At 32.8% G+C, this 24,286-nt stretch carries 23 protein-coding genes and 1 rRNA gene; 21 read left to right on the forward strand and 3 right to left on the reverse strand.

The annotated features are described in order from the left end of the window. Positions 1 to 191: 191 nt before the first annotated feature. Positions 192 to 307 (forward strand): 5S ribosomal RNA (gene rrf, locus K354_RS0108070). 484 nt (positions 308 to 791) lie between these two features. Continuing rightward, positions 792 to 2,309, forward strand: a complete 1,518-nt coding sequence (locus K354_RS0108075) for a DUF3373 family protein (protein ID WP_024954997.1) — start codon at positions 792 to 794, stop codon at positions 2,307 to 2,309. Between the two features lie 24 nt (positions 2,310 to 2,333). Here the strand turns inward: K354_RS0108075 and K354_RS0108080 are convergent, their stop codons facing one another. Both K354_RS0108080 and K354_RS0108085 read right to left on the reverse strand, forming a co-directional pair. Continuing rightward, positions 2,334 to 3,140: an Mrp/NBP35 family ATP-binding protein gene (locus tag K354_RS0108080; protein ID WP_024954998.1), complete on the reverse strand. Its 807-nt coding sequence runs from the start codon at positions 3,138 to 3,140 to the stop codon at positions 2,334 to 2,336. Continuing rightward, positions 3,133 to 3,471 carry a hypothetical protein gene (locus tag K354_RS0108085; protein ID WP_024954999.1) on the reverse strand — a complete coding sequence of 113 codons (339 nt, stop codon included), beginning with the start codon at positions 3,469 to 3,471 and terminating at the stop codon, positions 3,133 to 3,135. The genes K354_RS0108080 and K354_RS0108085 overlap by 8 nt, the downstream gene beginning before the upstream one ends. A 180-nt stretch (positions 3,472 to 3,651) precedes the next feature. Between K354_RS0108085 and K354_RS0108090 the strand changes: the two genes are divergently transcribed. The 10 genes from K354_RS0108090 (at position 3,652) to K354_RS0108140 (ending at position 15,511) form a co-directional block, all read left to right on the forward strand. After that, complete coding sequence (locus K354_RS0108090) at positions 3,652 to 4,686, forward strand: sulfurtransferase (RefSeq protein WP_024955000.1); 1,035 nt, start codon at positions 3,652 to 3,654, stop codon at positions 4,684 to 4,686. Between the two features lie 2 nt (positions 4,687 to 4,688). Then, on the forward strand, positions 4,689 to 7,559 hold the full coding sequence (locus K354_RS0108095) for a molybdopterin-dependent oxidoreductase (RefSeq protein WP_024955001.1): 2,871 nt from the start codon (positions 4,689 to 4,691) through the stop codon (positions 7,557 to 7,559). 82 nt (positions 7,560 to 7,641) lie between these two features. After that, on the forward strand, positions 7,642 to 8,757 hold the full coding sequence (locus K354_RS0108105) for a DMSO reductase family iron-sulfur subunit (protein WP_024955002.1): 1,116 nt from the start codon (positions 7,642 to 7,644) through the stop codon (positions 8,755 to 8,757). After that, positions 8,754 to 9,959 (forward strand): ethylbenzene dehydrogenase-related protein, encoded by a 1,206-nt coding sequence (locus tag K354_RS0108110; RefSeq protein ID WP_024955003.1) that lies wholly within the window; start codon positions 8,754 to 8,756, stop codon positions 9,957 to 9,959. Before K354_RS0108105 ends, K354_RS0108110 begins: the two co-directional genes overlap by 4 nt. Then, complete coding sequence (locus K354_RS0108115; RefSeq protein WP_024955004.1) at positions 9,959 to 10,351, forward strand: hypothetical protein; 393 nt, start codon at positions 9,959 to 9,961, stop codon at positions 10,349 to 10,351. The genes K354_RS0108110 and K354_RS0108115 overlap by 1 nt, the downstream gene beginning before the upstream one ends. Position 10,352: 1 nt before the next feature. After that, positions 10,353 to 10,916, forward strand: a complete 564-nt coding sequence (locus K354_RS0108120; RefSeq protein WP_024955005.1) for a TorD/DmsD family molecular chaperone — start codon at positions 10,353 to 10,355, stop codon at positions 10,914 to 10,916. Further along, positions 10,909 to 11,949, forward strand: a complete 1,041-nt coding sequence (locus tag K354_RS0108125; protein ID WP_024955006.1) for a DUF362 domain-containing protein — start codon at positions 10,909 to 10,911, stop codon at positions 11,947 to 11,949. Before K354_RS0108120 ends, K354_RS0108125 begins: the two co-directional genes overlap by 8 nt. A 103-nt stretch (positions 11,950 to 12,052) precedes the next feature. Further along, complete coding sequence (locus K354_RS0108130; protein ID WP_024955007.1) at positions 12,053 to 13,246, forward strand: MFS transporter; 1,194 nt, start codon at positions 12,053 to 12,055, stop codon at positions 13,244 to 13,246. Positions 13,247 to 13,269: 23 nt separating this feature from the next. Further along, positions 13,270 to 14,868, forward strand: coding sequence for a sensor histidine kinase (locus K354_RS0108135; RefSeq protein ID WP_024955008.1), 1,599 nt, complete (start codon positions 13,270 to 13,272; stop codon positions 14,866 to 14,868). Next, complete coding sequence (locus K354_RS0108140; protein ID WP_024955009.1) at positions 14,861 to 15,511, forward strand: response regulator transcription factor; 651 nt, start codon at positions 14,861 to 14,863, stop codon at positions 15,509 to 15,511. The genes K354_RS0108135 and K354_RS0108140 overlap by 8 nt, the downstream gene beginning before the upstream one ends. Here the strand turns inward: K354_RS0108140 and K354_RS0108145 are convergent. Continuing rightward, the gene (locus K354_RS0108145; RefSeq protein WP_245600592.1) at positions 15,503 to 16,618 is read right to left on the reverse strand and encodes a phosphagen kinase; all 1,116 of its coding nucleotides are present in this window, start codon (positions 16,616 to 16,618) and stop codon (positions 15,503 to 15,505) included. The two genes, K354_RS0108140 and K354_RS0108145, sit on opposite strands and share 9 nt — an antisense overlap. Positions 16,619 to 16,681: 63 nt before the next feature. Here K354_RS0108145 and K354_RS0108150 point away from each other — a divergent pair, with 63 nt between their 5' ends. Genes K354_RS0108150 through K354_RS0108190 form a run of 9 tightly spaced genes read left to right on the forward strand, consistent with a single transcriptional unit; the run spans position 16,682 to position 24,277 of the window. Then, positions 16,682 to 17,635 (forward strand): TRAP transporter substrate-binding protein, encoded by a 954-nt coding sequence (locus tag K354_RS0108150; RefSeq protein WP_024955011.1) that lies wholly within the window; start codon positions 16,682 to 16,684, stop codon positions 17,633 to 17,635. Then, positions 17,635 to 18,123, forward strand: a complete 489-nt coding sequence (locus K354_RS0108155) for a TRAP transporter small permease subunit (RefSeq protein ID WP_024955012.1) — start codon at positions 17,635 to 17,637, stop codon at positions 18,121 to 18,123. Before K354_RS0108150 ends, K354_RS0108155 begins: the two co-directional genes overlap by 1 nt. Continuing rightward, the gene (locus K354_RS0108160; protein ID WP_024955013.1) at positions 18,113 to 19,447 is read left to right on the forward strand and encodes a TRAP transporter large permease; all 1,335 of its coding nucleotides are present in this window, start codon (positions 18,113 to 18,115) and stop codon (positions 19,445 to 19,447) included. Before K354_RS0108155 ends, K354_RS0108160 begins: the two co-directional genes overlap by 11 nt. Positions 19,448 to 19,490: 43 nt before the next feature. Further along, the gene (locus K354_RS0108165) at positions 19,491 to 20,258 is read left to right on the forward strand and encodes a putative hydro-lyase (protein ID WP_024955014.1); all 768 of its coding nucleotides are present in this window, start codon (positions 19,491 to 19,493) and stop codon (positions 20,256 to 20,258) included. Next, positions 20,251 to 21,072, forward strand: a complete 822-nt coding sequence (locus tag K354_RS0108170; protein ID WP_037940523.1) for a DUF4392 domain-containing protein — start codon at positions 20,251 to 20,253, stop codon at positions 21,070 to 21,072. The genes K354_RS0108165 and K354_RS0108170 overlap by 8 nt, the downstream gene beginning before the upstream one ends. Before the next feature lie 13 nt (positions 21,073 to 21,085). Next, the gene (locus K354_RS0108175) at positions 21,086 to 21,820 is read left to right on the forward strand and encodes a 5-oxoprolinase subunit PxpA (protein WP_024955016.1); all 735 of its coding nucleotides are present in this window, start codon (positions 21,086 to 21,088) and stop codon (positions 21,818 to 21,820) included. Between the two features lie 8 nt (positions 21,821 to 21,828). After that, on the forward strand, positions 21,829 to 22,509 hold the full coding sequence (pxpB, locus tag K354_RS0108180) for a 5-oxoprolinase subunit PxpB (protein ID WP_024955017.1): 681 nt from the start codon (positions 21,829 to 21,831) through the stop codon (positions 22,507 to 22,509). Further along, positions 22,506 to 23,426, forward strand: coding sequence for a 5-oxoprolinase subunit C family protein (locus tag K354_RS0108185; RefSeq protein ID WP_024955018.1), 921 nt, complete (start codon positions 22,506 to 22,508; stop codon positions 23,424 to 23,426). Before pxpB ends, K354_RS0108185 begins: the two co-directional genes overlap by 4 nt. Then, on the forward strand, positions 23,426 to 24,277 hold the full coding sequence (locus K354_RS0108190; protein WP_024955019.1) for a universal stress protein: 852 nt from the start codon (positions 23,426 to 23,428) through the stop codon (positions 24,275 to 24,277). Before K354_RS0108185 ends, K354_RS0108190 begins: the two co-directional genes overlap by 1 nt. The last annotated feature ends 9 nt before the right edge of the window (positions 24,278 to 24,286 follow it).

Below are 24,286 nucleotides of genomic sequence, written 5' to 3' on the forward strand. Positions count from 1 at the left end.
AATAAACATCACTTCCTTGTTAAGCATAAAAATTTAATGCTCGTAAAAACTGAACAAAGTCCAGTTATTACTCAAGCACTAAAGCTATTGCTTCGCAAAGAAAGTAGTTTTTACTTCTTTGACAATCAAGATAATTCTTAAACGCACTAGAAGCGTGAAGTAAGTATATAATGTATATTTACTTAACGCTTTCCGGTGGCTATAGAGAAGAGGAAACGCCCTGTCCCATTTCGAACCAGGAAGCTAAGCTCTTCATCGCCGATGATACTCTCCCTTACTGGGACGGAAACGTAGGTCGCCGCCGGTTCGCGTTATTTCTTCTTCTTTATACATATTTATTCAATACAAACTAATATTCGTTCACAATTCCTTTATTTACTTATTAATATCAATCATAAATTACTATTATTTATTTCTTTACATGTTACTCTTAGTACATACTTTTCTTTCTATTAATATTTTTGTTATATTTTAAGCTTTTTTAAAAATTTAATTTATTTTTTGACTATAAAAGTAAATATTTATTTACATTTTGTTCTTTTAAATTTTCTTTTATTGTGAAATATACGTTATTTTTTCAAAAAGGTTAAATTATATTGACGGTTTTATTTTGATTTAAATTTAAATTTATTTAAATTTGGCTACTATTTATTAATTAGAGAAATTTGAGGCTGATTTAAATTGTGATAAGTTTAAATTTTGTATACAAATGAATTATTAATTTTATTAATAAATAATTAGTCGTTGTGAATTCGACTTTAAATACAACAAATATTTTCGGAGGAGATATGATGAAGAAGTTTATTATACCAATGTTAGTTGGGGCAACACTAGCAACAACTGCAATGGCAGAGGATTCGCTAAGAGCTGAGATAGCTGCTTTAAAAGCGCAAATGGCAGAGCTTAAAGAAGCTCAATCAAAGATAAATATAGATGCGCTTAAATCTCAACTTTCAGAGGTTAAGGCACATAGTGCTGGTGATAATATTAAATGGAGTGTTGATTTTAGAACAGCATATGATATGTTGGACTATAAAATTGATGGTGCAAATGATGTTAGTAATGAATTATGGACTAATAAACTAACATTAGGCATGGCAGCACAACCAATCGATAATTTGGTTTTTAAAGGTGCTTTGGGAATGTATAAAGCTTATGGACAAAATGCCGCTCCTTCTAATAATGGTTTTCAAAACATGGATTGGTTTTCAAGTCAAACGCCTAGTGGAGATAGTAATATTCGTTTAAAAGAAGCATATTTTTTATATTTTGGCAATATGGGTGATATGGCTTATACTGCTAGTTTTGGTCGTCGTCCATCTACGGATGGTTTTATGACAAATTTAAGAGCTGATAATCCTTACCCTTCATCTCCTGTAGGACACAATATTAATATGGAATTTGATGGAGCTAGTTTTAAGTTTGATTTTGATAAATTAACTGGTATATCGGGAATGTATTTTAAAATATGTTTAGGTAGAGGTAATTCTAATGCGAATGCAAAATATCCAACTTTTACAGGTTTCCCAGTTCTTAATTCAGTAAGTCCTAGTACTACTTATACACCATATGCTCAAAGTAACTATGATTCAGCTAATATGGACTTAGCAGGATTGTTAGTACAGTTTTATGATGATGGACAATATAAAGTTATGGGTAATTATTTTCAAGGTTATAGTATGATGGGTGCAAATTTTGCATATACAAATGGTACTAGTCCAGCTGCTGGATATAATGTTAATTTAACAGATGTTGGTGATTTATCAGGAGGTTCATTATCTGTTCAGGTTAATGGTATCGGTGATGAAATTTCAGACTTTTTAGATGATACAATTTTCTTTGCATCTTATGCATTTAGTAAAACTGATCCAGAAGCAGGTTCAGCACATAATGTAATTGTTGATAATGTAGGAACAATTGGATCAATGAAAGAAATGTTAGGTTCAACAAAATCAGAAACAGGATCATCTTACTATGTTGGTGTTAATATGCCTGGTTTTATGGATAGTGATAGATTTGGTATAGAGTATAATCATGGTAGCAAATATTGGAGAAGTTTCACTTATGGTGAAGATACTTTAGCTGGTTCTAAATTAGCAACTCGTGGTGATGCCTATGAAATTTATTACAATTTTCCTATTGTAAGTAAATTCCTAACAGGACAAATCAGATATACTCGTATGGATTATGATTATACTGGTAGTGATATGTTCTTTGGCTCAACAGGTACACCTATGGATGTTAAAGTGACTCCTGGTGCTGTTGAAACTGCACAAAACATTCGTTTATCTCTAAGATACAGATACTAATTCTCATTTAAACTAGAAGAGGTTTTAAACCTCTTCTAATATCTTTGTCACAATATTTTTATAATTCTCTTTTATTTTATCATTGGCTAAGGCAATAGGAATTTTTCCATTGTCGCTCATCTCTCTTATAGTCATTTCTAGAGGTATTTGTCCTAGTAGATTGAGATTATATTTTTTGCAAATATTTTTTGCACCATCTTTTCCGAAAATATTATACCGTTTATGAGTATCAGGGGTTATAAAATAACTCATATTTTCTACTATGCCTAATATCTTTACATGTACATCTTTAAACATCATTACAGCACGGCTTACATCGTCACAGGAGATAGTTTGTGGTGTGGTTACTAAAATAGCTCCAAAAAGAGGTAATTCTTCAGCCATACTTAGCTGTATGTCGCCTGTGCCTGGTGGCATATCTATAATTAAAAAGTCTAATTCTCCCCACTCTACATCCTCTAAAAATTGCATGAGCGCAGATACTGCAACGGAGCTTCTCCATACTAAAGGAGTGTCGTAAGAGGGTGTTGTAAGACCAACACTCATGATTTTTACACCAAAGTTTTCACTTGGGATAATTTTGTTTTTTTCATTCCATTGTAATTTCTCATTTTCTATACCAAAAAGTCTAGGAATGCTTGGTCCATAAACATCAGCATCCAGTAATCCTACTTTATAACCTTTTTGTGCAAGAGCAACTGAAACATTAGCACTTATCGTACTTTTCCCTACACCACCTTTTCCACTGCTTATTGCAATAACTTTTTTAGCATAAGGAGCTTTGTTATTTGGATGTTTTGTTGATCCAAACTCAACTTTCTTTTTATCCATAAACAACTCCTTTTTGAATGAGCATTTTTGTGGAATGTATTTTTTGTATCCATTGACCTATAATAGTTGCACTATTTTTATAGTTTTTTGCCAATGTATTGTAAGTTTCTTCTTTTTTATCTAATAAGGTAAGTATTTTGTTAGTAAGTCTTTTTTCTTGATTTGTATTTCTTGCTTGTATAAATAATGTTTGCAAAATGAGTGACCTTTTTTTATGAGCTAATTCTATATCAAGAGGTTCTCCTAATTTTACTATTTCATATGTACTTAGATAATTTCCACTTACGATAATAGAGAGAAGAGATTTTTCGATGATTTGACTATTATTCATCTTGTACCTTTTATTGTTTTGTTTATATTATCAAATTTTTTTGTGTTTGCATATAATAATAAATAAATTTAGTTTAAATATGTAATCACAAAGTAACTTTTTAATAAGAATGAAAGAGTTTTAAGATAACTAAAGCTTATAAGTTTTAAAATAAATACTATAGTCATTAAAGGAGGCAATATGTCAAAGTGGTACAAAATAATATTTATAGCTATTTTAAGTGTCAACTTATCCTTTGCAGGAGATATCCTTATATCTGCAAAAGAAGCCATAAAGTTGATTAATAAGCAAGATGTGATGTTTGTTTCTGGTGATGGTGCAGATATATTTAAAACAGGTCATATAAAAGGTTCTGTTGAAATGTTTGCACATCATTTGCATCATTCTGACTCTACTGGGCATATGCATTGTGCACCTCTTTTTATGTGCCCAGATGAAGCTGAAAAATACATAAGTTCAAAAGGTATTAGTAATGATACTTTAGTGATTGCCTATGATAACTTTAGAGGACCAAATGCCACAGGAGTATATGCATTTTTTAAAAGTTGGGGACATAAAAATATAAAAATTCTTGATGGTGGTAGAAGTGCTATTATGGCAATTGACCCTCAACAAAGAGTATATGATAAATTAAAAAATGAGTTAAAAGCATTACAAAAATCAAAAGCACCAAAAATGTTGATAGATGAAACAAAAGATAAAATGAAAAAACAGGCAAAAAAACTTTTAGTAATCAAAGGAGCTGAGCCAAAACAAAAAAATGGTCATTATAAAATTGATACCAAAAAAATAAATTATGATTACATTGCTAGTAAGCATGAAGTTTTAGATGCAGTGAAAGATATATTAAAAAATGGAAAAGACTCTGAGTATAAGATTATAGATACCAGAGGTTTTACAGAAGTCATGGGTGAGCGAAAACTTGATAATGTAGCCAGAGGTGGTCATATACCAGGGGCTGTTTTTATAGAGTGGAAAAACATAACAGATTTTGATAAAGAGTTATCTTTTCAAGAGTTAGATAGGCTTCAAAAAGTTTTTGATAAATATGGTATTACAAAAGATAAAAAAATATATGCCTATTGTCATGTTGGAGCAGGTAGAAGTTCTCATATCATCACAGCTTTAGAGCTTTTAGGCTATCCTAATGCTAAAGTTTATACAGGTAGTTGGGATGAGTGGGGCAATGATATGAATTTACCGATAAGGAGATAAAAATGAGGGATGAGAAAAGAAGAGATTTTTTAAAGTTATCGGGAGCTACTGCAGCTATAGTTGCTTCACAAGGGAATTTATTTGCTAAGACTACTATAAATTCAATAGAAAATGCAAAAGAGAATTATCCTAATACAACTTATACAGAAAATATGTATAGAAATGAATTTGATTTTTCTTATGGCAAAAAAGAAGAGCATGGTTATGCGTATCATTGTGTCAATTGTCAAGGAAACTGTGCTTGGGAAGTTTGGTCAAATAATGGCGTAGTAACAAGAGAAAACCAATCTGCAAAATACCCATCTATCAATGCACAAATCCCTGATTTTAATCCAAGAGGATGTAACAAAGGGGTGCAGCACTCTCAAATAATGTATGAAAAAGATAGAATTTTATACCCTATGAAAAGAGTAGGTGAGAGGGGTGCTGGAGAGTGGGAAAGAATTAGCTGGGATGAAGCGGCAACTGAAGTAGCACAAAATATATGGGATGTGATGGTAGATGAAGATAAGGGTCCTAGTAAATTGATGGTACATGCAGGAACAGGTCTTTTAACAGAAGGTCGTCGTGCAGCGCCTCTTCGTTTCTCAACTCAACTTGGAGCGGTGAGAATTTACCCTGCTTCTTATTTAGGAGATATGTTCAGTGGGGCTGCTATTGCTTATGGAGAAGGAAACCTTGGTTGTACCTATGATTTTATGTACACAGTAAACACTGCAGTTTTTTGGGGAGGAAATCCGAGTGTCTCAAGAATTCCTGATGCCCATTTTGTATGGGAAGGGAAATACAACGGGGCAAAGGTTATTGTAATAACTCCAGAGTTTAATGCAAGTGCAAAGTCAGCGGATCTTTGGATACCTTTAAAAGCAGGGAGTGATAATATCTTGGCTATGAGCATTATTTATGAGATACTCCATAAAAAGATGTTTAAACCAGCATTTATGAAACACTATACAGACTTAACATTTTTAGTTCGCAAAGACAACATGAAAATGTTAAGGCGTAGTGATATAGAACATGCAAAAGATGAACATGAGCATGAGAAGTATGAAGAACAATTTTACTGTTGGAATGAAAAAGAGAATAAACCAGCACTCATGCCAGGAAGTGAAGGAAGTGATGTTAAGACACTAAGATTGAGTGATTTTAATATAGAGCCTGCCTTAGAGGGTGAGTGGGAGATAGAGATAGAGGGTGAAAAAGTCTTTGTGACAACAGCCTTTGAGATTTTCAAAAAAAGTTCAGAAAAATTTAGCCCTGAAATGACACAAGAAGATACGGGAGTTCATCCTGATACTGTAGCGCAACTTGCACGAGATATTGCCCTTCCAAAAGTAGTCGAAATCACGACGGGATTTAGTTTAAATAAGTATTTCAATGGCATGATGTCTATCTGGAATATAGCTTCTATTTGTGGAATTACTGGTCGTATGGGCCCTTATGGAGGACTCAATACGGAAAATGAGTTTCAGTTAAGTGGTATGGGGCAACTTGGTGGTTTTGCTGGAAAATATAATCCTCGTTTTGGTTCAGGTTTTGTTGGAGAGTTTATCTTTGGTGATGGAATGAATACTTTTGATAAGTATTTTAAAGATGAAGATGTAAAACGTGCACAAAATGGCATGAGTAAAGATGAGTATATGCAAGTAGTCAATGCTCTGCTTGAAGAAGGGGAAGATGGCAAAGTAAAAGGCGTTAAACCCCACTGGTCACCAGAAGTTGCTTTAATAGTTGCTGATTCTAAGTTTAGAAGAAACAAAGGGAGTGATTATAGAGAAGCATTTTTGAGGAAGATGAAATATTTTGCTTATGTAGATACTCGTATGAGTGAAACGGCAATCTACGCAGATATTCTACTTCCTGCAAAATCTCACTATGAGGTATGGGATTTGAGAACTTCTCCTGGTTATCATAGGTTTACAAATTTAGCCCAACCTTCAGCGAATCTCAAAAGAGTTGGTGAAGCGATGGATGAGTGGAGTATGTTTAGCCTCTTGGCTAAAAAACTCGAAGAGATAGCCAATAAGCCAGAAAATATAGAGTACGCAAAAGTACCAGATGATAAAAATTATGCGAGAGATGGTTTTCATGACCTTTCTATCTTTCATAAAGAGTATACAAATACTGATGAAGAGAGTGAATCAGAGATGGAGCCGTATTTAGGAACTGATAAACAAGCAGTTGTTGCAGCTCTTGAAAATGTTGAACAGTATGAGCCTTGGACGATTGAAAAGATGTATAAGGGTGGAGGTTTTTTACAGCTTAATGAAAAAGCAGCAAAAACTTCACCTCTGTACGCTGATCGTCCTTTTAATTCCAATGAAGACCATTTGTATAAGTTTGTACCTTTTGAGACTCTTAGTGGACGTCAAACATTTTATGTAGACCATGAATTGTATATCAAAATGGGAGCGATGACAAATACGGGTATGAAAGGAATTCGTCCTGATACTGCTTCTCATCCATTTGTGATGATGACGCCACATGCAAGATGGTCGATTCACTCAAATTATAAAGCAAGTAGAACACTTCAAAGACTTCAGCGCGGGAAACCATATATTCAAGTAAACCGTAAAGTTGCGGCTATCAAAGGCATACAAGATGGTGAAGAGATAAGAGTATTTAACCAGCTTGGGGAGTTCTTTGCTATGGCTAAAGTAAGCTCATCCTGTCCTCCTGATGGATTGGTTATGGAGCATGGCTGGGAGCCTTACATGTACAGAAATAAAAAGGGTCATAATGAAGTGGTACCAACAGGTTTAAATCTTTTAGAGATGGCAGATGGTTGGGGTCATTTGAAGTTTGGTGGCTTATGGGATGGAAATCAGTATGCTTATGATGGAGCAGTCAATTTTGAAAAGGCTATTGTATAATGAAATATACAGAAATATTATTTCGTGCTTTAATCACGAGGAATTTTTTCTGGGCTTTGCTCAGTAAAAAGGAGGCAGTAAGATGAGTCAGCGTCAGTTAGCAATGGTAATGGATTTAAACAAATGTATTGGCTGTCAAACTTGTACAGTTTCTTGTAAAACACAATGGACAAATAGAAACGGCAGAGAGTATATGTACTGGAATAATGTCGAAACCTATCCAGGCGTTGGGTACCCTAAAAAATGGCAAGAATTAGGTGGTGGATTTGACTCTGCTGGTGATTTACAGCCAGGAAGAGTTCCTTCTATCGAGGGAAATTATGGAGTTCCTTGGGACTATAACCATGATGAGCTTGCAAGTGGGGCTGAATTTAAACCAAATATTGAGCCTACATGGGGTCCAAATTGGGATGAAGATGAGGGTGCTGGAGATTTTCCTCAAGATAATTATTTCTTTTATATTCCTCGGATATGTAATCACTGTACAAATCCAGGATGCTTAAGTGCCTGTCCAAGAGATGCTATTTTTAAAAGAGATCAAGATGGTGTTGTTTTGGTAGATTTGGATAGATGTCAGGGGTATAGATACTGTATAGCAGGATGTCCTTATAAAAAAATCTATTTTAATCCAAAAATTTCAAAAAGTGAAAAATGTATCTTGTGTTTTCCTAGAGTCGAGCAAGGATTACCTCCTGCTTGTGCACAACAGTGTGTAGGTCGTATCCGTTTTGTAGGTTTTTTAGATGATGAAGAGGGGCAAGTTCATAAACTTGTTCATAAGTATAAAGTAGCTCTTCCTTTAAGAAGTGATAAGGGGACAGAGCCTAATGTGTACTATGTTCCTCCAACTGAAGCACCTCCAAAATTTGATGCGCATGGGAAAATAATAGAGGGAAGTAATAGAATCCCTACTGAAGAGTTAGAAAAACTTTTTGGCTCAGAAGTACACCAAGCTATCAAAACAGTAAAAACAGAAATGCAAAAACGCAAAGATACTGGTAAAAGCGAATTGATGGATTTGTTAATCGCTTATAATCACGAAGATATGTTTAGACTCGATAGTGGGTATTATAAAGAGTATGCCAAAAAGCACAGCTTAACTCCCAAAAAACTATTAGATGAGCGTTATAGTGCAGGAAAGAATAGCAATACAATGAAGTTTTTTATGCCTTCAAATGCTAAAGGGGGAGACTCATGAAAAATTTACTTAAAGTACTTATAACACTCAGTTTTATAGGTAGTTCACTTATAGCAAGTAACAGTATAAAAGCGATGAAAATACCAGGAAATGTATCAGACATTGGGCCGACATCAAAAGCTTGGTTGAGTACGAGTTATCAAGATGTGATTGTTTACCCTCAAACGACAATAAAACTCAATGATCTTGATGCAAATGCGATGAATGCGGATAATAGTGCAAAAAAACTTAGAGTAAAAGCTATTACAGATGGTAAAAATATCTCTTTTTTAATCAAATGGAAAGATGAAAGTAAAAGTATTCAAGAAGGATATAGCACAACTTCTTATGGTGATGGTTTTGCCGTACAGTTTCCAACTTCGTATAAAGATAGCAAAAAATTACCATATATTGGTATGGGAAGTGTTGGAAGAAGTGTAGTTGTTCATCTTCAAAAAGCCACAGGATTTACCTATGAGCCTAATGGCAATAACGATGTATATCATCAGGTAAATGAAAACAATCAAAATGCTTTTCATGAAGATATACAAAAGTATAGAATTAAAGTAAAAGAGACTGCTATTAGTGATTATCAAAGGGTTTTTATCTCGGAAGGTTTTCGCTCAATGACTCAGATTAAAGATGGCAGTGAATCTAGTAAAATGCAGATGGTTTATAAAAATGGTTACTGGAAAGGTAGCTTGTCTTTACCATTAAAATCCTCTTATCTCAATCTTAATAAAGGGGCTTTTCCTATAGCATTTGCTATATGGGATGGAGATAAAAAAAATAGAGATGGTTTAAAACTACTGAGTTCTTGGATAGGGGTTAAGGTAGTTGGAAAAAGTGGTGGTGAAAAACTGATTGATTTGCTCAATGAAAAGTCAAAAGGTGATGTGAATAATGGTGAAAAATTAGCACTTGAAAATTGTGCTGCTTGTCATAGATATAAAAATGTAAATATGGCACCTGATTTTATGGCCCCGAACCTTTCTAATATAGGTGGATATTCAACAAAAGAGTATTTGATGGAGTCTATAGTAGAGCCAAGTGCAGTAGTGGTGGCTGGATACAATAGAAATGCACATAAAAACTTTACTTGGTATGATGTTGATGAGAAGGGTATAAGAACTTCGACAATGCCAAGTTATGAGTGGTTGGATGAGAAGAGTCGAAATGACTTAGTTGTTTATTTGCAAAGCTTGAAAGCGGAGGTGAAATAATGAAAAAGTTACTTTTGGTTTTAACAGTTGTTTTATTTGCTTCATCTTTAGTTGCGCAAGATAGTAAAAAGGGTTTTTTAACTTCAAAATGGTGTGCAAATAGTGGTCTTTTTACTGATTGTCGTTTGGAGAGTAGTGTATGTGGAGAAGGAGATTGCTTTAAGAAGTGGGATTTTGGTGATAAGGTTATAGATGAATTAGTGCTTTTTGTTCATGATGAAGGGAAGTATTATGATATCAAACTTGATGGTCTTCAAAGATATAAATTAGATGTAGCCATTAATAGAAATGAAGTAGAGATTATTGGCAAGCTTGATGGAGACACAATCTTAGCAACAGATTTTAAATCACCACCACCACCTAAAAAAAGCTTCTTTAAAGGGTGTTTATAAGGTGGAAGATAGACAAAGAGAGTATATATATGCTTTTCTTTCTTTGGTATTTACAGATATTATGGAAGAGCAATTTATAGAAGAGTTAAAAGAAAATACAGAGTTTTTAGAGATGATATCTGTAGAAGCTCTTGAGTGGTTTCAAAAGACTTCTCAAGAGGAGTTGACACAACTATTAAATAGAGATTTTAGCTCTTTGTTTTTGATGAATTCAATTCCAGTAGAATCGTTTGTTATGGATGATAAAGATGAGGTACAAGTAGGTCTTCAAAATCCAGTGATGCAGTTTTACTTTTCACATGGGTATGAGTTAAATCTTTTACCTTCTAAAATAAATGCTCCAGATCACATAGCTTTAGAGTGTGCTTTTATGCAAAATTTGGTGCAAAGAAATGAAAAAAAAGTACAAATTAGATTTTTAGAAGAGCACCTTTTAAAATGGGCACCTATCTACTTTTTAGGTATCAAAGATATGGCTAAAACACCTTTTTATAGAGATTTATGTGATTTTAGTGCAGAATTTTTGATAGCAGACTATGATTATTTGAAGAGTGAAGATGTCTAAAGAAGAGTATATACAAAGAGCAGGATTTTTTACTTATGACAGGTTGAGTTGTTTAAGAAATGAGTATGCTCATAATGACTGTAAAAAATGTTTAGAGATTTGTCCTGAAAATGCTTTTGTCTTTGTTAGAAAAAAATTAACATTAGAAACCAAAAAGTGTACTAGCTGTGGGGTTTGTATTGGTTCGTGTCCGACAGGTTCTTTGTTTTTAGTAGGACAGAGTGTAGTAAAACCTATACAAAAAATGCTTTATGAAGATAATCCCATGCTTAGTTGTGAAAATCAGCAATCGTGCCTTGCAAAATATACTCAGTTTGATTATATCACTATGGCACTTGAATCTCAAAAAAGCTTTACATGTAATCTGTTTACATGTAAAGATTGTGAAATAAATACAAATCAAAAAGTACAGAGTTTTATAGAAAAAAATATAGATGAAGCAAATGTTGTTTTAGAAAAGATTTCAGCGTTAAAAGTGAAAAAAAGTTTTGAGATAGAAACTAAGCCTTTATTGGCTAGAAGAGCATTTTTTAGAAGTCTAATAAAACCTTTACATGTAAAGGATGAAATAGATTTACATGTAAAGAGTTTAGATAGAGTCAAAAAGAGTTTAAAAGAGAACCTTTTAGATGTAAATGAAACCGTAATAAATCAAATACTGAGTTTTTCACATCAAAAAAAGATTGATGAGAGCTGTACTAATTGTGGGGAGTGTGTAACATTTTGTCCTAGTGAAGCGTTGAATTATGATAAGAAAAAAACAAAAATATTTTTTCAAATGGGTAAGTGCATAGGGTGTGGGATATGTGAAGATATCTGCAAAACTCAATCGATAAAAAGCCAAAATGTAAAGTTTGATTTGATAGATTTTGCATATGATAAGATTGAGGTACTTTGTGAACATGAATTAAGAGTTTGCAAAGTGTGTAAATGTGCTTTTTCTTATAAAAGTGGTGAAGAAATTTGTCAAAGATGTTCAAATTTTGAGGTAAAAAACTCAAATATGTTGGCTTTGGCTTCTAATATAAAGTAAGATATATACTTAACTTTTAAAAACATTTCATTTTTTACTTACTCTAGGTATATAGGGTTACTTTAGTTCTAGAAAAGATATAATACGTGAAAAACGGAAATTTATGACAAAAGACTTTTTTAAATCACGTACAGCTTTACTTTATATCTTATCTATATCTATGGTGTTCTCTTTTTCTGCTTGGGCATCGCTTTTAAATAACTTTGTTATAGAAGTAGCAGCTTTTGATGGTAGTCAAATAGGCTTGCTGCAGAGTATTCGAGAAATTCCTGGATTTTTGTCTTTTGGCATTATTCTTGTTCTCATATTTATTCAACAACAACGATTAGCATATCTCTCTATGATGTTATTAGGTCTTGGTGTAGCATTCACTGGTATGTATCCTAGTGCACTTGGTCTTTATGTAACGACTGTTATTATGTCCATAGGATTTCACTATCAAGCAACACTGAACCAATCTTTATCTTTACAGTGGTTGGAAAAAAGAAAAGCTCCAATTATCCTAGGCAAAATCACTGCTGCAAGGTCATTGACCAGTTTAGTAGTATATGCTCTTATATTTATGATGATGAAGTTTTATAGTGTTGATTATAAACATGTTTATTTGTTTTTTGGTGGAGTTAGTTTTGTAATCGCTATTTTTGCTTGGATATTTTTTGAACATTTTAAAGACGATGTTATTCAAGAAAACAAAATTAAATTAAAAAAAGAGTATTGGCTTTTTTATGTGCTGACTTTTTTAGCAGGAGCGAGAAGGCAAATATTTATGGTTTTTGCTAGTTTCTTGTTGGTTGAAAAATTTGGTGTAGATATACATCACATGGTTTCACTTCTTTTTGTCAATTCAATCTTAAATATATTTTTTGCTCCTCAAATTGGGAAGTTTATATCAAAGTTTGGAGAAAGACGGACATTAAGATTGGAATATCTCGGACTTGTACTGGTATTTGTTTCTTATGCTTTTGTAGATAATTTGTATGTTGCATATGGTTTATATGTTGTAGATCATCTGCTTTTTTCTATGGCTATTGCTTTAAAAACATATTTTCAAAAGATTGCAGACCCAAAAGATTTATCAAGTGCTAGTGCTGTGAGTTTTACTATCAATCATATTGCCGCAGTTATTTTACCTGCATTGTTAGGGATTATTTGGTTATATTCTCACTCTTTAGTGTTTACTATTGGGGCTATTATTGCTCTGTTCTCTTTTGGTTTATCTTTTTTAATTCCTTTAAATCCATCTAAAGGTTATGAAACAACTTTAAAAAAAGAGGATATAGCTTTTAAAGCTATTTAATCACTCATAGATTATAATGCTATATGTTTAATGAAAAAGATTTACCACGGCTTATAATAGCAACACCGATTATTGCTGTATCTTTATTTGCACTTTTGATTATTTATTTTTTTGTAAACACACAATATAGCAACTTTCATGAAGAAAGTATTGAACTTGAAAAAGAGTATATTTTACGACAAAAAAATATTTTAAAAAATGAAAATAAAAAAGTTTTAGATTATATAAATTATCACCGAGAGATAGAGTTAAAACGAGCCTATGATAAGTTTCGTGCACTCTCAAAAAGTGGTGTGAAAATAAGTAATGAAACTATTGATAAGTATGAAGAAGAGATTTTAGAAAAATTAAAAATACAAGTAATAGACTGGATAGAGAGTGTTCGTTATGAAACCAATGGATATGTTTGGGTTCACGATACTTCTCATCATCTCGTAGCCCATCCTTTTAGAAGATCTAGTATTGGACATGATGATACTAATAATACCGATGCTACTGGTGCAAAAATATTTCAAAAGTTTATCAATATAGCAAAACAAAATGAAGAGGGTGGTTTTCTTGAATACTATTGGGCAAAACCTGAGTTTGAGGCACCTAGAAAAAAAATTGGTTTTTTAGCTTTAGACAAAGAGTGGGGTTGGGTGATAGGAACAGGTCTTTATGTTGATGATATCGAGTCATCAATTTATGAGAAAAAACTGAAATTAGAACGTAAAATTGATAAATATGTACGGATTATTTTGCTCATTGCTTTTTCTTTAATGATTCTTGTTGGATTGGTGAGTTACTTGATTTCTAAAAATATTGTTAGAGTATTTACAAGTTACAGAGAAAATGTTTCAAAAAAAGAAGAGGCCCTCAAAGATTTTAACAAAATACTTAGAATCAGAATCAATGAAGCCTTACGTGAAGCAAAGAAAAAAGACCAAGCACTTCTTCATCAATCACGACTAGCTCAAATGGGAGAGATGATAAGTATGATTGCTCACCAGTGGAGACAGCCATTGTGTGAAATATCGGGTATATTTATGGAACTTGAAACTGCTGCAAAATTTGATAAGGCAGATAAGGATTTTATACAAAGAGAATCAAAAGATGGCAATAAACTTATCTCTTATATGTCTAAAACAATAGATGATTTTAGAGATTTTTTCAAACCTGCCAAAACAAAAAAAGTTTTCTCTTTGAAGGAGGCTTGTGAAGAAGCGATTAGTTTAGCAAGTGCTAGTTTAAAAAGTGAAAATATCATTTTGGATTTACATGTAAAAGAAGAGTTGCACACAAGTGGATATAAATCAGAGTTTGCACAAGTTGTTTTGAATTTGATTTTAAATGCAAAAGATGTTTTGATACAAAGAGCTATTTTAAAACCTACTATTGTTGTAATTATTGATGCAGAAGATGATAAAGCAGTAGTTATCGTGAGTGATAATGGTGGTGGAATTAAAGAAGATATTATACAAAAGATATATGATCCATACTTTAGCACTAAAAAGTCAGCAGGAACGGGACTTGGATTATATATGTCAAAAATGATAATAGAAGAAAAAATGAGTGGTGAGTTGTCTGTAAGTAATAAAAATGGTGGCGCAAGGTTTGTAGTGAGGGTTTTACATGTATAAAGATTTGAGTGTTCTGTGTGTGGAAGATGAAAGTGGTGTTCGAAAGCATATTGTAAATACCTTGAAATTCTATTTTAAAGAGGTGTACGAAGCTAGTAATGGAGAAGAGGGTTTAGATACTTATTATGAGCATAGACCAGATATTATCCTTTGTGATATAGAGATGCCATTAATGGACGGAATTGAGCTTATTAAGAAGATAAGAAAAGAAGATATTATAACCCCAATAGTCCTTCTTACAGCTCATAATAGCGAAGAGTATTTGATGCAACTTATCAATCTTCATGTACAACACTTTATCTTAAAACCTATTAGTTCACAGAGTTTAGAAGAGGGTCTTCATAATGCTTTACATGGAAAGTATACGGGTCTGATACGTTTAGGAGAGCACACTTTTTTGGATATTGATAATTTAAATTTGAAATTCTACAACCAAGAGACTTCGCTGAGTTTAAGAGAAGTAAAGTTTTTAACACAACTTAGCAGTGGAAATGTTGTTCATTATAATACTATAGAAGAAGAATTATGGGGAGATAAACCTATGAGTATGGATGCTCTTAAAAGTTTTATTAGAGATTTGAGGAAAAAACTTCCTTTAGAGATTATAGAAAATGTTCCTCAAGTGGGTTATAAACTAATTTAACTCTTTTTCTTGCTGAATAAGAGCTTTGACCCCATCATACATATTTTGCACACACTCTACCTCAGTTATACCTAATCGTCTTTTGTTACTAATGTCATATATGCCATTTTCACTTTGTGAATGTTCTCCATGAAGGCCTCTTATTTGTAAGTGGTAGTTATCTGTTATATTTTTAAATAACTCCATATTTGATGAAAGTTTTGGGAGTTTTATATGTACACTTGCTCGCATTGCTGTACCTAGATTTGTCGGACAGCTTGTGATGTATCCTAGGTGAGTATTGTAAGAGAAAGAGATACTTTTTTCTATTTGTTGTATAGCATCAACTAAACGTGAAAATACAGCTTGAATATCTCCACCTTTTTGCATAGAGATGATTCGTAGTTGGTCTTCTTCATTGACCCAAACAAGAAAGTTTTTTTCATCGTTATGATAAATTCCTCTTCCTTCTGGCCAATCTCTATTGAGTCCTGCTGCTTCTAAAAATCTATCGCCAGCTTTAAATAAAAAGTGATTTTCTGTAAGCTCTTTTTGTTCTTTTGTACTTAGAGAGTTTAAGTGATAATACTTTCCTTGAAGGGAGCCTTGTAACTCAAGCAAGGCATCAGATACTTTTTGTTCTACCATGTATCTTTGTTCTTTTGATATAGCCGTACCCAAAGGCATATCTTTGAGATTACGTCCAACTCTAATACGTGTTGAGAGTATAAACTCATTTTTGGGGTCTAAATCAGGTGCATTTAAATTATCTATATTGAGATTACTTTTATGTTTATCATCTGCTTCAAAATGATGGTAATCACTAATAATAGGATTAAATAAAGGAGCAAATAAAGAGTAAGATTCTTCATCTCCTGCGTATATTCCTATGCCACTGTCTAAGTTTTGTACACCAGAATTGATAGCGTTACTTAGGGTGAAATTATGAGATGTTTTTTTATCTTTTAATTTTTCAAAAATATCTTCATTAAGATATTTACAAAGGAGTGACTTACAAGAACTTGGTAGTATAGGCATTATATTTTTCATAAAAGAATAATAGCAAAATAGTGTATTAAAAAGTAACAAATGAAGAGATTTTTTTTGAATTTTAATCCTTTTTTTCATCATTTCCCCTCCTATTCCCTACTTGGATGTATTAATATGTAAAAAACTAACCAAGGAGAAATAATGTTAAAAAAAGCGATTTTACTTGCTGGATTAGGTGCAGTGCTTGTTGCAGGAAATGTAAAGCTAGATTTAAATGCAAAGTATGGAGCAAATAACTTTCATACAAAAGGTGCTCAAAAGTTTGCAAGTCTAGTAAGTCAATACACTGATGGTAGCGTAAAAATCACGGTACATCCAGGAAGTTCTTTAGTAAAAGGAAATCCTTTAAAAGCAGTTAAAGATGGAACAGCTCCTATGACAGATATGTTTATACCTTTTACAAGTGGTGGAGGTAAAGTGTTCGGGATTTCAGCACTTCCTTTTATTGCATCTAGTTATGAGGATGCTTATAAATTGTATCAAATTTCAAAACCAGCTTATGATATGGTAGCAAAAAAGTGGAATCAAAAAATGCTTTACGCAGTAACTTGGCCACCAAGTGGGATTTATACTAATAAAGCGATTGCTTCAACAAAAGACTTTTCAGATGTAAAAGCAAGAACGTATGATAAAAACTCAGCAAATTTTGTAAAAATGGCTGGTGGAAATGCTGTTGCTCTTCCATGGGGTGAGGTTTATTCAGCACTACAAACAGGAATGGTAAATGGTGTTGTAACATCTTCAGCTTCTGGTAAAGATGGAAAATTATGGGAAGTTTTAAAGAATTTTACAAAAATTGGTTATGCATATCCTCTTCAAGCTGTAACAATTAACTTGGACTATTGGAATTCTTTAGATAAAAATCAACAAAATGCAGTATTAAAAGCAGCAAAAGAGATAGAAAAAATACAATGGAAAGCAAGCAAACAAGAAGATGCAATAGCACTTAAAATGCTTTCAGATAATGGTATGGTGGTAAATGAACCAAGTGCTCAGCTTAAAAAAGAGTTAGATGCTATTGGTAAAAAACTATTAGCTACATATTTAAAAGGTGCAAATTCATCAATCAAAAAGATTTTTGACGAGTACAAGTAATGTTAGAGTGGTTAGAAACCGTAAATAGTAAGCTCTCCCGCTGGGGAGCTTACATCTCTTCTACGCTATTTGTTTTACTTGTTATTTTGATAATGACAGAAATTATAGGACGCTCTTTTTTTGATTATTCGACAATGCTTGCTGATGAATATAGTGGATATTTTTACTTAGCAGCTGTTTTTTTTGGTTTGGCTTTTACTTTTAATGAAGAGGGGCATATCAGGATAAACATTATAACTGCTAGGTTGAGTGATGAGAAAAGAAGATATGTAGATATATTTGCTGGGATTCTAAATACCTTTGTATTAGTATTTGTTTTATACTACTGTTGGTTATTCATGGTAGATTCAAAAGAGATGGAAATGTTATCAGAAAATGTTTCAGAAACACCTCTTTATCTTACACAAATTCCTATGCCAATAGGTATTACCTTATTTATTATTGCAGCTTGTGTTTTTACATATAAAAGGATTTGTGATGATAGCTGATCCGCTTATTTTATCTGTTGTTTTGATAGGCATAATGTTCTTTTTCCTGTTGAGTTCAATTTGGATTGGCTCAGCTCTTATGCTTACAGGACTTGCGGGAATGTTTTTGTTTGAACATAACCTTCCACCTACTATAAGTCTTTTTCAAAAAGCAGGAGATTTATTGGCTGGGAGTTTGTATGACTCTTTAAACTCATGGTCATTAGCCGCACTTCCTATGTTTATTTTGATGGGGGAGATATTGTACCGCTCTTCTATATCCAATAAACTGCTCAATGGTCTTATGCCATGGCTTTCAAAAGTCCCTGGGCGTCTTTTACATGTAAATGTTGCGGCTTGTTCACTTTTTGCTGCAGTTTCAGGCTCTTCAGCGGCTACTACAGCAACTGTTGGAAAGATAACTCTAGGAGAACTTAAAGCTCGTGGATATAGTAAAAAACTAGCACTAGGTTCACTTGCAGGTAGTGGAACATTGGGATTTTTAATTCCTCCTAGTTTGATTATGATTATTTATGGTGTTTTATCAGATGTTTCTATTGGAAAACTTTTTATAGCTGGAGTTTTTCCAGGGCTTTTATTGGCAACTTCATACTCAGTGTATATCATGATAGTCTCTTATTTTGATAAAACGACAGTTCCAGCACAAGAGGAAGTTTTTACTTTAAAAGAGAAACTTTTATCTATTAAAGATTTATTACCTATATTTTCTTTAATTGGTTTAGTTCTTGGAAGTATTTATGGAGGATTTGCTACACCAACTGAAGCTGCTGCTTTAGGAGTATTAGGTTCTATTGTTTTGGCTATTTATTTTAAAAGTTTTAACTTAGAGATTTTTCAAGAGGCTCTTTTTAATTCAGTGAAAACTACAGTTATGATTAGTTTTATTATTGCTGGTGCTGGATTTTTATCTCAAGTTGTTGGTTTTTTAGGGATTGCAAGAGCAATTAGTGAGTTTATTGGTGGGCTTGGGCTTTCTCCATATGTACTTATTTTTGTAATTGGACTGATGTATATAGTTTTAGGAATGATACTTGATGGAATTTCAATTGTAGTTATGACTTTGCCTATTGTATTGCCTATTATTACTATGGCTGGTTTTGATGCTTTATGGTTTGGTATATTTTTAGTGTTTATGGTGGAGCTTTCACAAATAACACCGCCTGTTGGATTTTCTCTGTTTGTCATACAAAGTATTTCTGGTGAAAAAATAAGTTATATTTTAAAAGCAACTTTCCCATTTTTCATTATTATGATTTTTATTGTTATGATTGTAACTATATTCCCTGAAGTAGCTACATATTTACCTGCTAAAATGGTGGAATAATAAGATATAATACCATTACAATTAAACACTGTAAAGGGTTCTGATGACAGTAAAAGAGTTTAGAGAGAAAATAGCAAAAGGTGAGTTTGATAAACCCACTGCAGGATATTGCAGTGGGCACGTTCAAGCTAATATGGTTGTTTTACCAAAAGAGTATGCCGACTCATTTGAAGAGTTTGCAAAGAAAAATTCAAAAGCTATCCCTGTTTTAGAAGTAGTAAAAGGTTCTCATTTTTCACAAACTTTAGCAAAAGGTGCAAACCTTTTAAATGAACTTCCTTCATATGATATTATCGAAAATGGCGAAAAAGTAAAGAGTGTGAAAAGTATAGAAGAGTACTATAAAGACGATTTTGTATTTTTCTTAATAGGGTGTAGTTTTACTTTTGAAACATCACTTTTACAAAATGGTATCTCTTTACGCCATGTAGATTTAAAAACAAATGTAACGATGTATGATACTAATATAGAATTAGAACCAGTAGATATGTTTAAAGGCAATATGGTAGTTTCTATGAGACCTATAAAAAAAGAGAGAGTAGCTGATGCTTGTGTTGTAACGAGCCATTTTCCAAATATGCATGGAACTCCTATCCAAGTAGGGTATCCTGAAATGATAGGCATAAAAGATGTGCAAAATCCTGATTATGGTGATGCTGTAGAAATTAAAGATGATGAGATTCCTCTTTTTTGGCCTTGTGGTGTGACTCCTCAAAATGTTCTTAGAGAAGTAAAACTTCCTTTTGCTATTACTCATAGTCCAGGACATATGTTTGTATCAGATAAAAAGGATAGTGATTATTATGTATAAAAGTGTAGATGAAGTAATCCTCCAACACTCCACAAGAGGCATGGATATACTTCAAGAAAAACATCCTAAAGAGCATTGTAAAGAGGCTGTAGAAAATTTTGTAAAATTAGAAAAAGGAACTGTATTTTTATATACAGGTTTTTATGTCAAAGGTTTTGCTGAAACAGATGGTCCTATAGGAACTTACTTTTTAGCAAGAGCTTTAAATGCTTTAGGGTATAAAGCAATAATCATAACAGATGAGTATTGTAAAGATTTTTTTAAAGAGATTGAAACTATTTATGTTCCTATAGAAGGGCATAGCGAAAAAGAGTATTTAGAACTGCTTGAGGTACATAAACCAATTTGTCATATTTCTATTGAGAGATGTGGAAGAAACAGTAACAATAAATATGAAAATGCAAGAAGCATAGATATAAAAGAGTTTACTGCTCCTCTTGATGCATTATTTGAACTTGCAGGAAAAAATAAACCTACTTTTGCAATAGGTGATGGTGGCAATGAAGTTGGAATGGGGAATTTTAAAGAGTCTGTAAAAGAGTTTTTATCACTAGTTCCTTGTGAAGTTTGTTGTGATTTTCCTATTATAGCGACAGTATCAAACTGGGGAAGTTATGGTTTTATAGCTTATCTTGAAAAGCATTATAAAAAAGATATTTTGCCCTCTTTTAAAGACGTAGATGCGTATTTGACATATATAGTATCTTTGGGCTCAGTTGATGGCATAAAAGGTGTTCAAGCACACTCTGTTGATGGGAAAGAGTGGCATATAGAAGAAGATATTTTAAGAGAGTTAAAACAAGCAATAGTTTAGAGAGAGGAATCTTATGAAAATACAATTAAATTGCGATTTAGGTGAGAGTTTTGGTTCATGGAAAATGGGTATGGATGATGCTATCATGCCTTTTATTGATAGTGCAAATATAGCGTGTGGATTTCATGCATCTGATCCTGTTATTATGCAGTATACCGTAGAGCTTGCTATAAAAAATGGTGTTAGTATTGGAGCGCATCCTGGATATCCTGATTTGGTTGGTTTTGGTAGAAGAAGCATGAAATGTTCATCTTTAGAAATAGAAGCTATGGTTATATATCAATGTGGAGCATTAGAAGCTATATGTAAATCAAACAATACAAAAATAGAGTATGTGAAACCTCATGGTGCTTTATACAACGATATGATGAAAGATGAAGATATTTTTATCGCTCTTGTAAAAGCATTATCAAAATACAATAAAAACTTAAAACTCATGATACTCTCAACAAATAACAATGCCCATTATGAAAAGATAGCCAAATCTTATGGTGTTGGACTTATTTATGAAGTATTTGCAGATCGTGCGTATACAAATGAAGGTTTACTTGTTCCTCGTGTTGAAAAAGGTTCAGTTATTGAATCAAAAGATGAAATTATAGAGCGTATTAAAATGCTTCAAGAAGAGAAAAAATTAAAGACTATTAGTGGAGAGATTATTGCTATGCAAGCAGACTCTATGTGTGTACATGGAGATAATCAAAAAGCAGTTGATTTAGTGAAAGCTTTAAGAGAATATATAAGTTAGGAGTAGGTATGAGATTTGAAGTTGCTTCTGTTGATTCCTTGATAATTTATTTTGGTAAAACAATAGACGCTGATACAGCAAAAGATGTACGTAGAGTGTTTTTTACTCTTAAAGAGGCGAATTTACCTGGTATTACAGAACTTATACCATCATATACATCACTATTGATCTCTTATGATTTTATAAATTTTTCGTATGAGCAAATTTGTAAAGAGATACAAGTTGCATTAGAAATTGTTTCATACTTAGACACAGAGATGTCTACAAGAGACATGCTATTGCCAGTTTATTATGGAAGTGATGTTGGTTTAGATTTAGAAGAGTTAGCAATAAGTAAAAATTTAAGTGTACAAGATGTTATTGATATACATTCACAGCGAACTTACTTTGTATATGCAATAGGATTTGCCCCAGGTTTTCCTTATATGGGAGAGGTAGATGAGAGAATTGCTTCTGCCAGACTTGCAAATCCCAGAGCCAAAGTTCCAAAAGGAAGTGTAGGCATTGCAGATACTCAAACAGCAGTTTATCCAAGATTGAGTCCAGGAGGTTGGCAAATCATAGGCAGAACTCCAGTTCTTATGTTTGATACTTCTTATGAAGGTTTTTCTTATTTTAGAGTTGGAGATAAAGTGAAGTTTGAGCCAATCTCAAAAGAAGAGTTTTTAAAACTGGGTGGTGAGTTATGACAGGTTTTGAAGTACTTAACGCTGGGATATTAGCTACAGTTCAAGATACTGGAAGAAAAGGTCTTGGAAGTATTGGGGTTACTGAATCTGGAGTTATGGATGAGTTTTCTTACCATTGGTTAAATAGATTACTTGGTAATGATTATGGGACAAATGCTTTAGAGATTGTTTTTGGTGGAGTGAAACTAAAAGCCAATGGAAATACTACTTTTGCTTTAAGTGGAGCGAAGGTAGATGCCTCAATCAATAATCAGCCTATAGAGATATGGAAAACTTATGAGATAAAAGATGGAGATATCTTAAATTTAGGCTTTGCATCAAGTGGTGCGAGAATTTATCTTGGAGTTGTGGGAGGTTTTGATATAATTCCACAATTTGGAAGTACGAGTGTTTGTTTAAAAGAAGGAATTGGTGGAAAACCTTTACATGTAAAGGAGTTTTTGCCATACCAGAGTAAGGTTTTTAAGGACAATAAAAAATTAGCATTGAAAAATCAACCAGATTATGATGAGGTTTTAACGTTAAGAGTTGTTGCTGGGTACCAATGGGATTTATTTGATGAGGTAGAGCGTGATAAGTTCTTCTCTTCGGAGTATAAAGTAACGTCACAAAATGATAGAATGGGTTATAGACTTAGTGGTGAGAAAGTATTGTCTACATGTAAAGGGATTATATCAGAAGCTATTGCTTATGGTGCAATTCAGATACCAAGTCATGGAGAACCAATAGTGCTTTTAAAAGAGCGACAAACGATAGGTGGTTATCCGAAAATTGGTTCGGTTATACCAGTAGATTGTTTTAAACTTTCTCAAATGAAGCAAGATAGTATTGTAAAATTTGAACATATTAGTTTGGATGAAGCAAGAAGAAAATGTAGAAAATTTTATAAGTTTTTTCAAGAAAATAAGGAGTTATAATGGTAGCAAAAAAAATGTTTTTCCCTGTAGGTGGTGGAAAAGAGTTAGAAGAGAGAATATATGGTGCTTTATTGGTATCAAAATATTTTAATACACATTTAGAAATATTAGTATCACAAGCTAGTATAAATCATTTAATTCCTAAGGGAGTAGGACTTTCTTCAATCGTTTTAGAGCGTTTAGAAGATATTAGTGCTGAAAATATGGAAGAAGAGATTAATAAACATAAAGTTATTTTTAATCAATGTTGTAAAGAATTAGATATACAAATTAATGAGTTACCACTAGAAGGTAAATCTACAGCACATGTGAGTGTAGGTATAGGGGTGAGAAGTACTTTAGTGGCACAACAATCAAAGTTTTGTGATATGGTTATAGCTGCAGCTCCTCCTAAGGGTGTTTCAACAGCAACTTTTGAAGCAAGTGTAAGAGAAAGTGGTAAACCTGTAATGGTTATACCAAGAAAAATGAAAGAGTTTAAAACCGAAGCTATTATGATTGCTTGGAATAATTCTCCTGAAGCTTCTCGCGCAGTATCTGAAGCGATTCCTTTACTAAAAAAAGCTAAAAGAGTTCATATTGTATCTTCTTCAGCTTTTACAACAAAAACACTTTCACGTATTAAAGATTTACAAAGTTATTTAGAACTGCATGATATAGATACAACGTTTGAGCTTGTTAAAACAACATTGATTCCTGGTGAAGCATTAGTAAAAAATGCACAAAAAGGCAATTTTGATTTAATAGTTGCTGGAGGATATGGACATAAAGGCATCAAAGAGATGATGCTTGGAGGTTCTGCAAAATATTTATTGGAACATACAACGATTCCAACTTTGATATCGCATTAAAATAAAGAG

Source organism: Sulfurospirillum arcachonense DSM 9755, from assembly GCF_000597725.1.
Taxonomy (GTDB): domain Bacteria; phylum Campylobacterota; class Campylobacteria; order Campylobacterales; family Sulfurospirillaceae; genus Sulfurospirillum_A; species Sulfurospirillum_A arcachonense.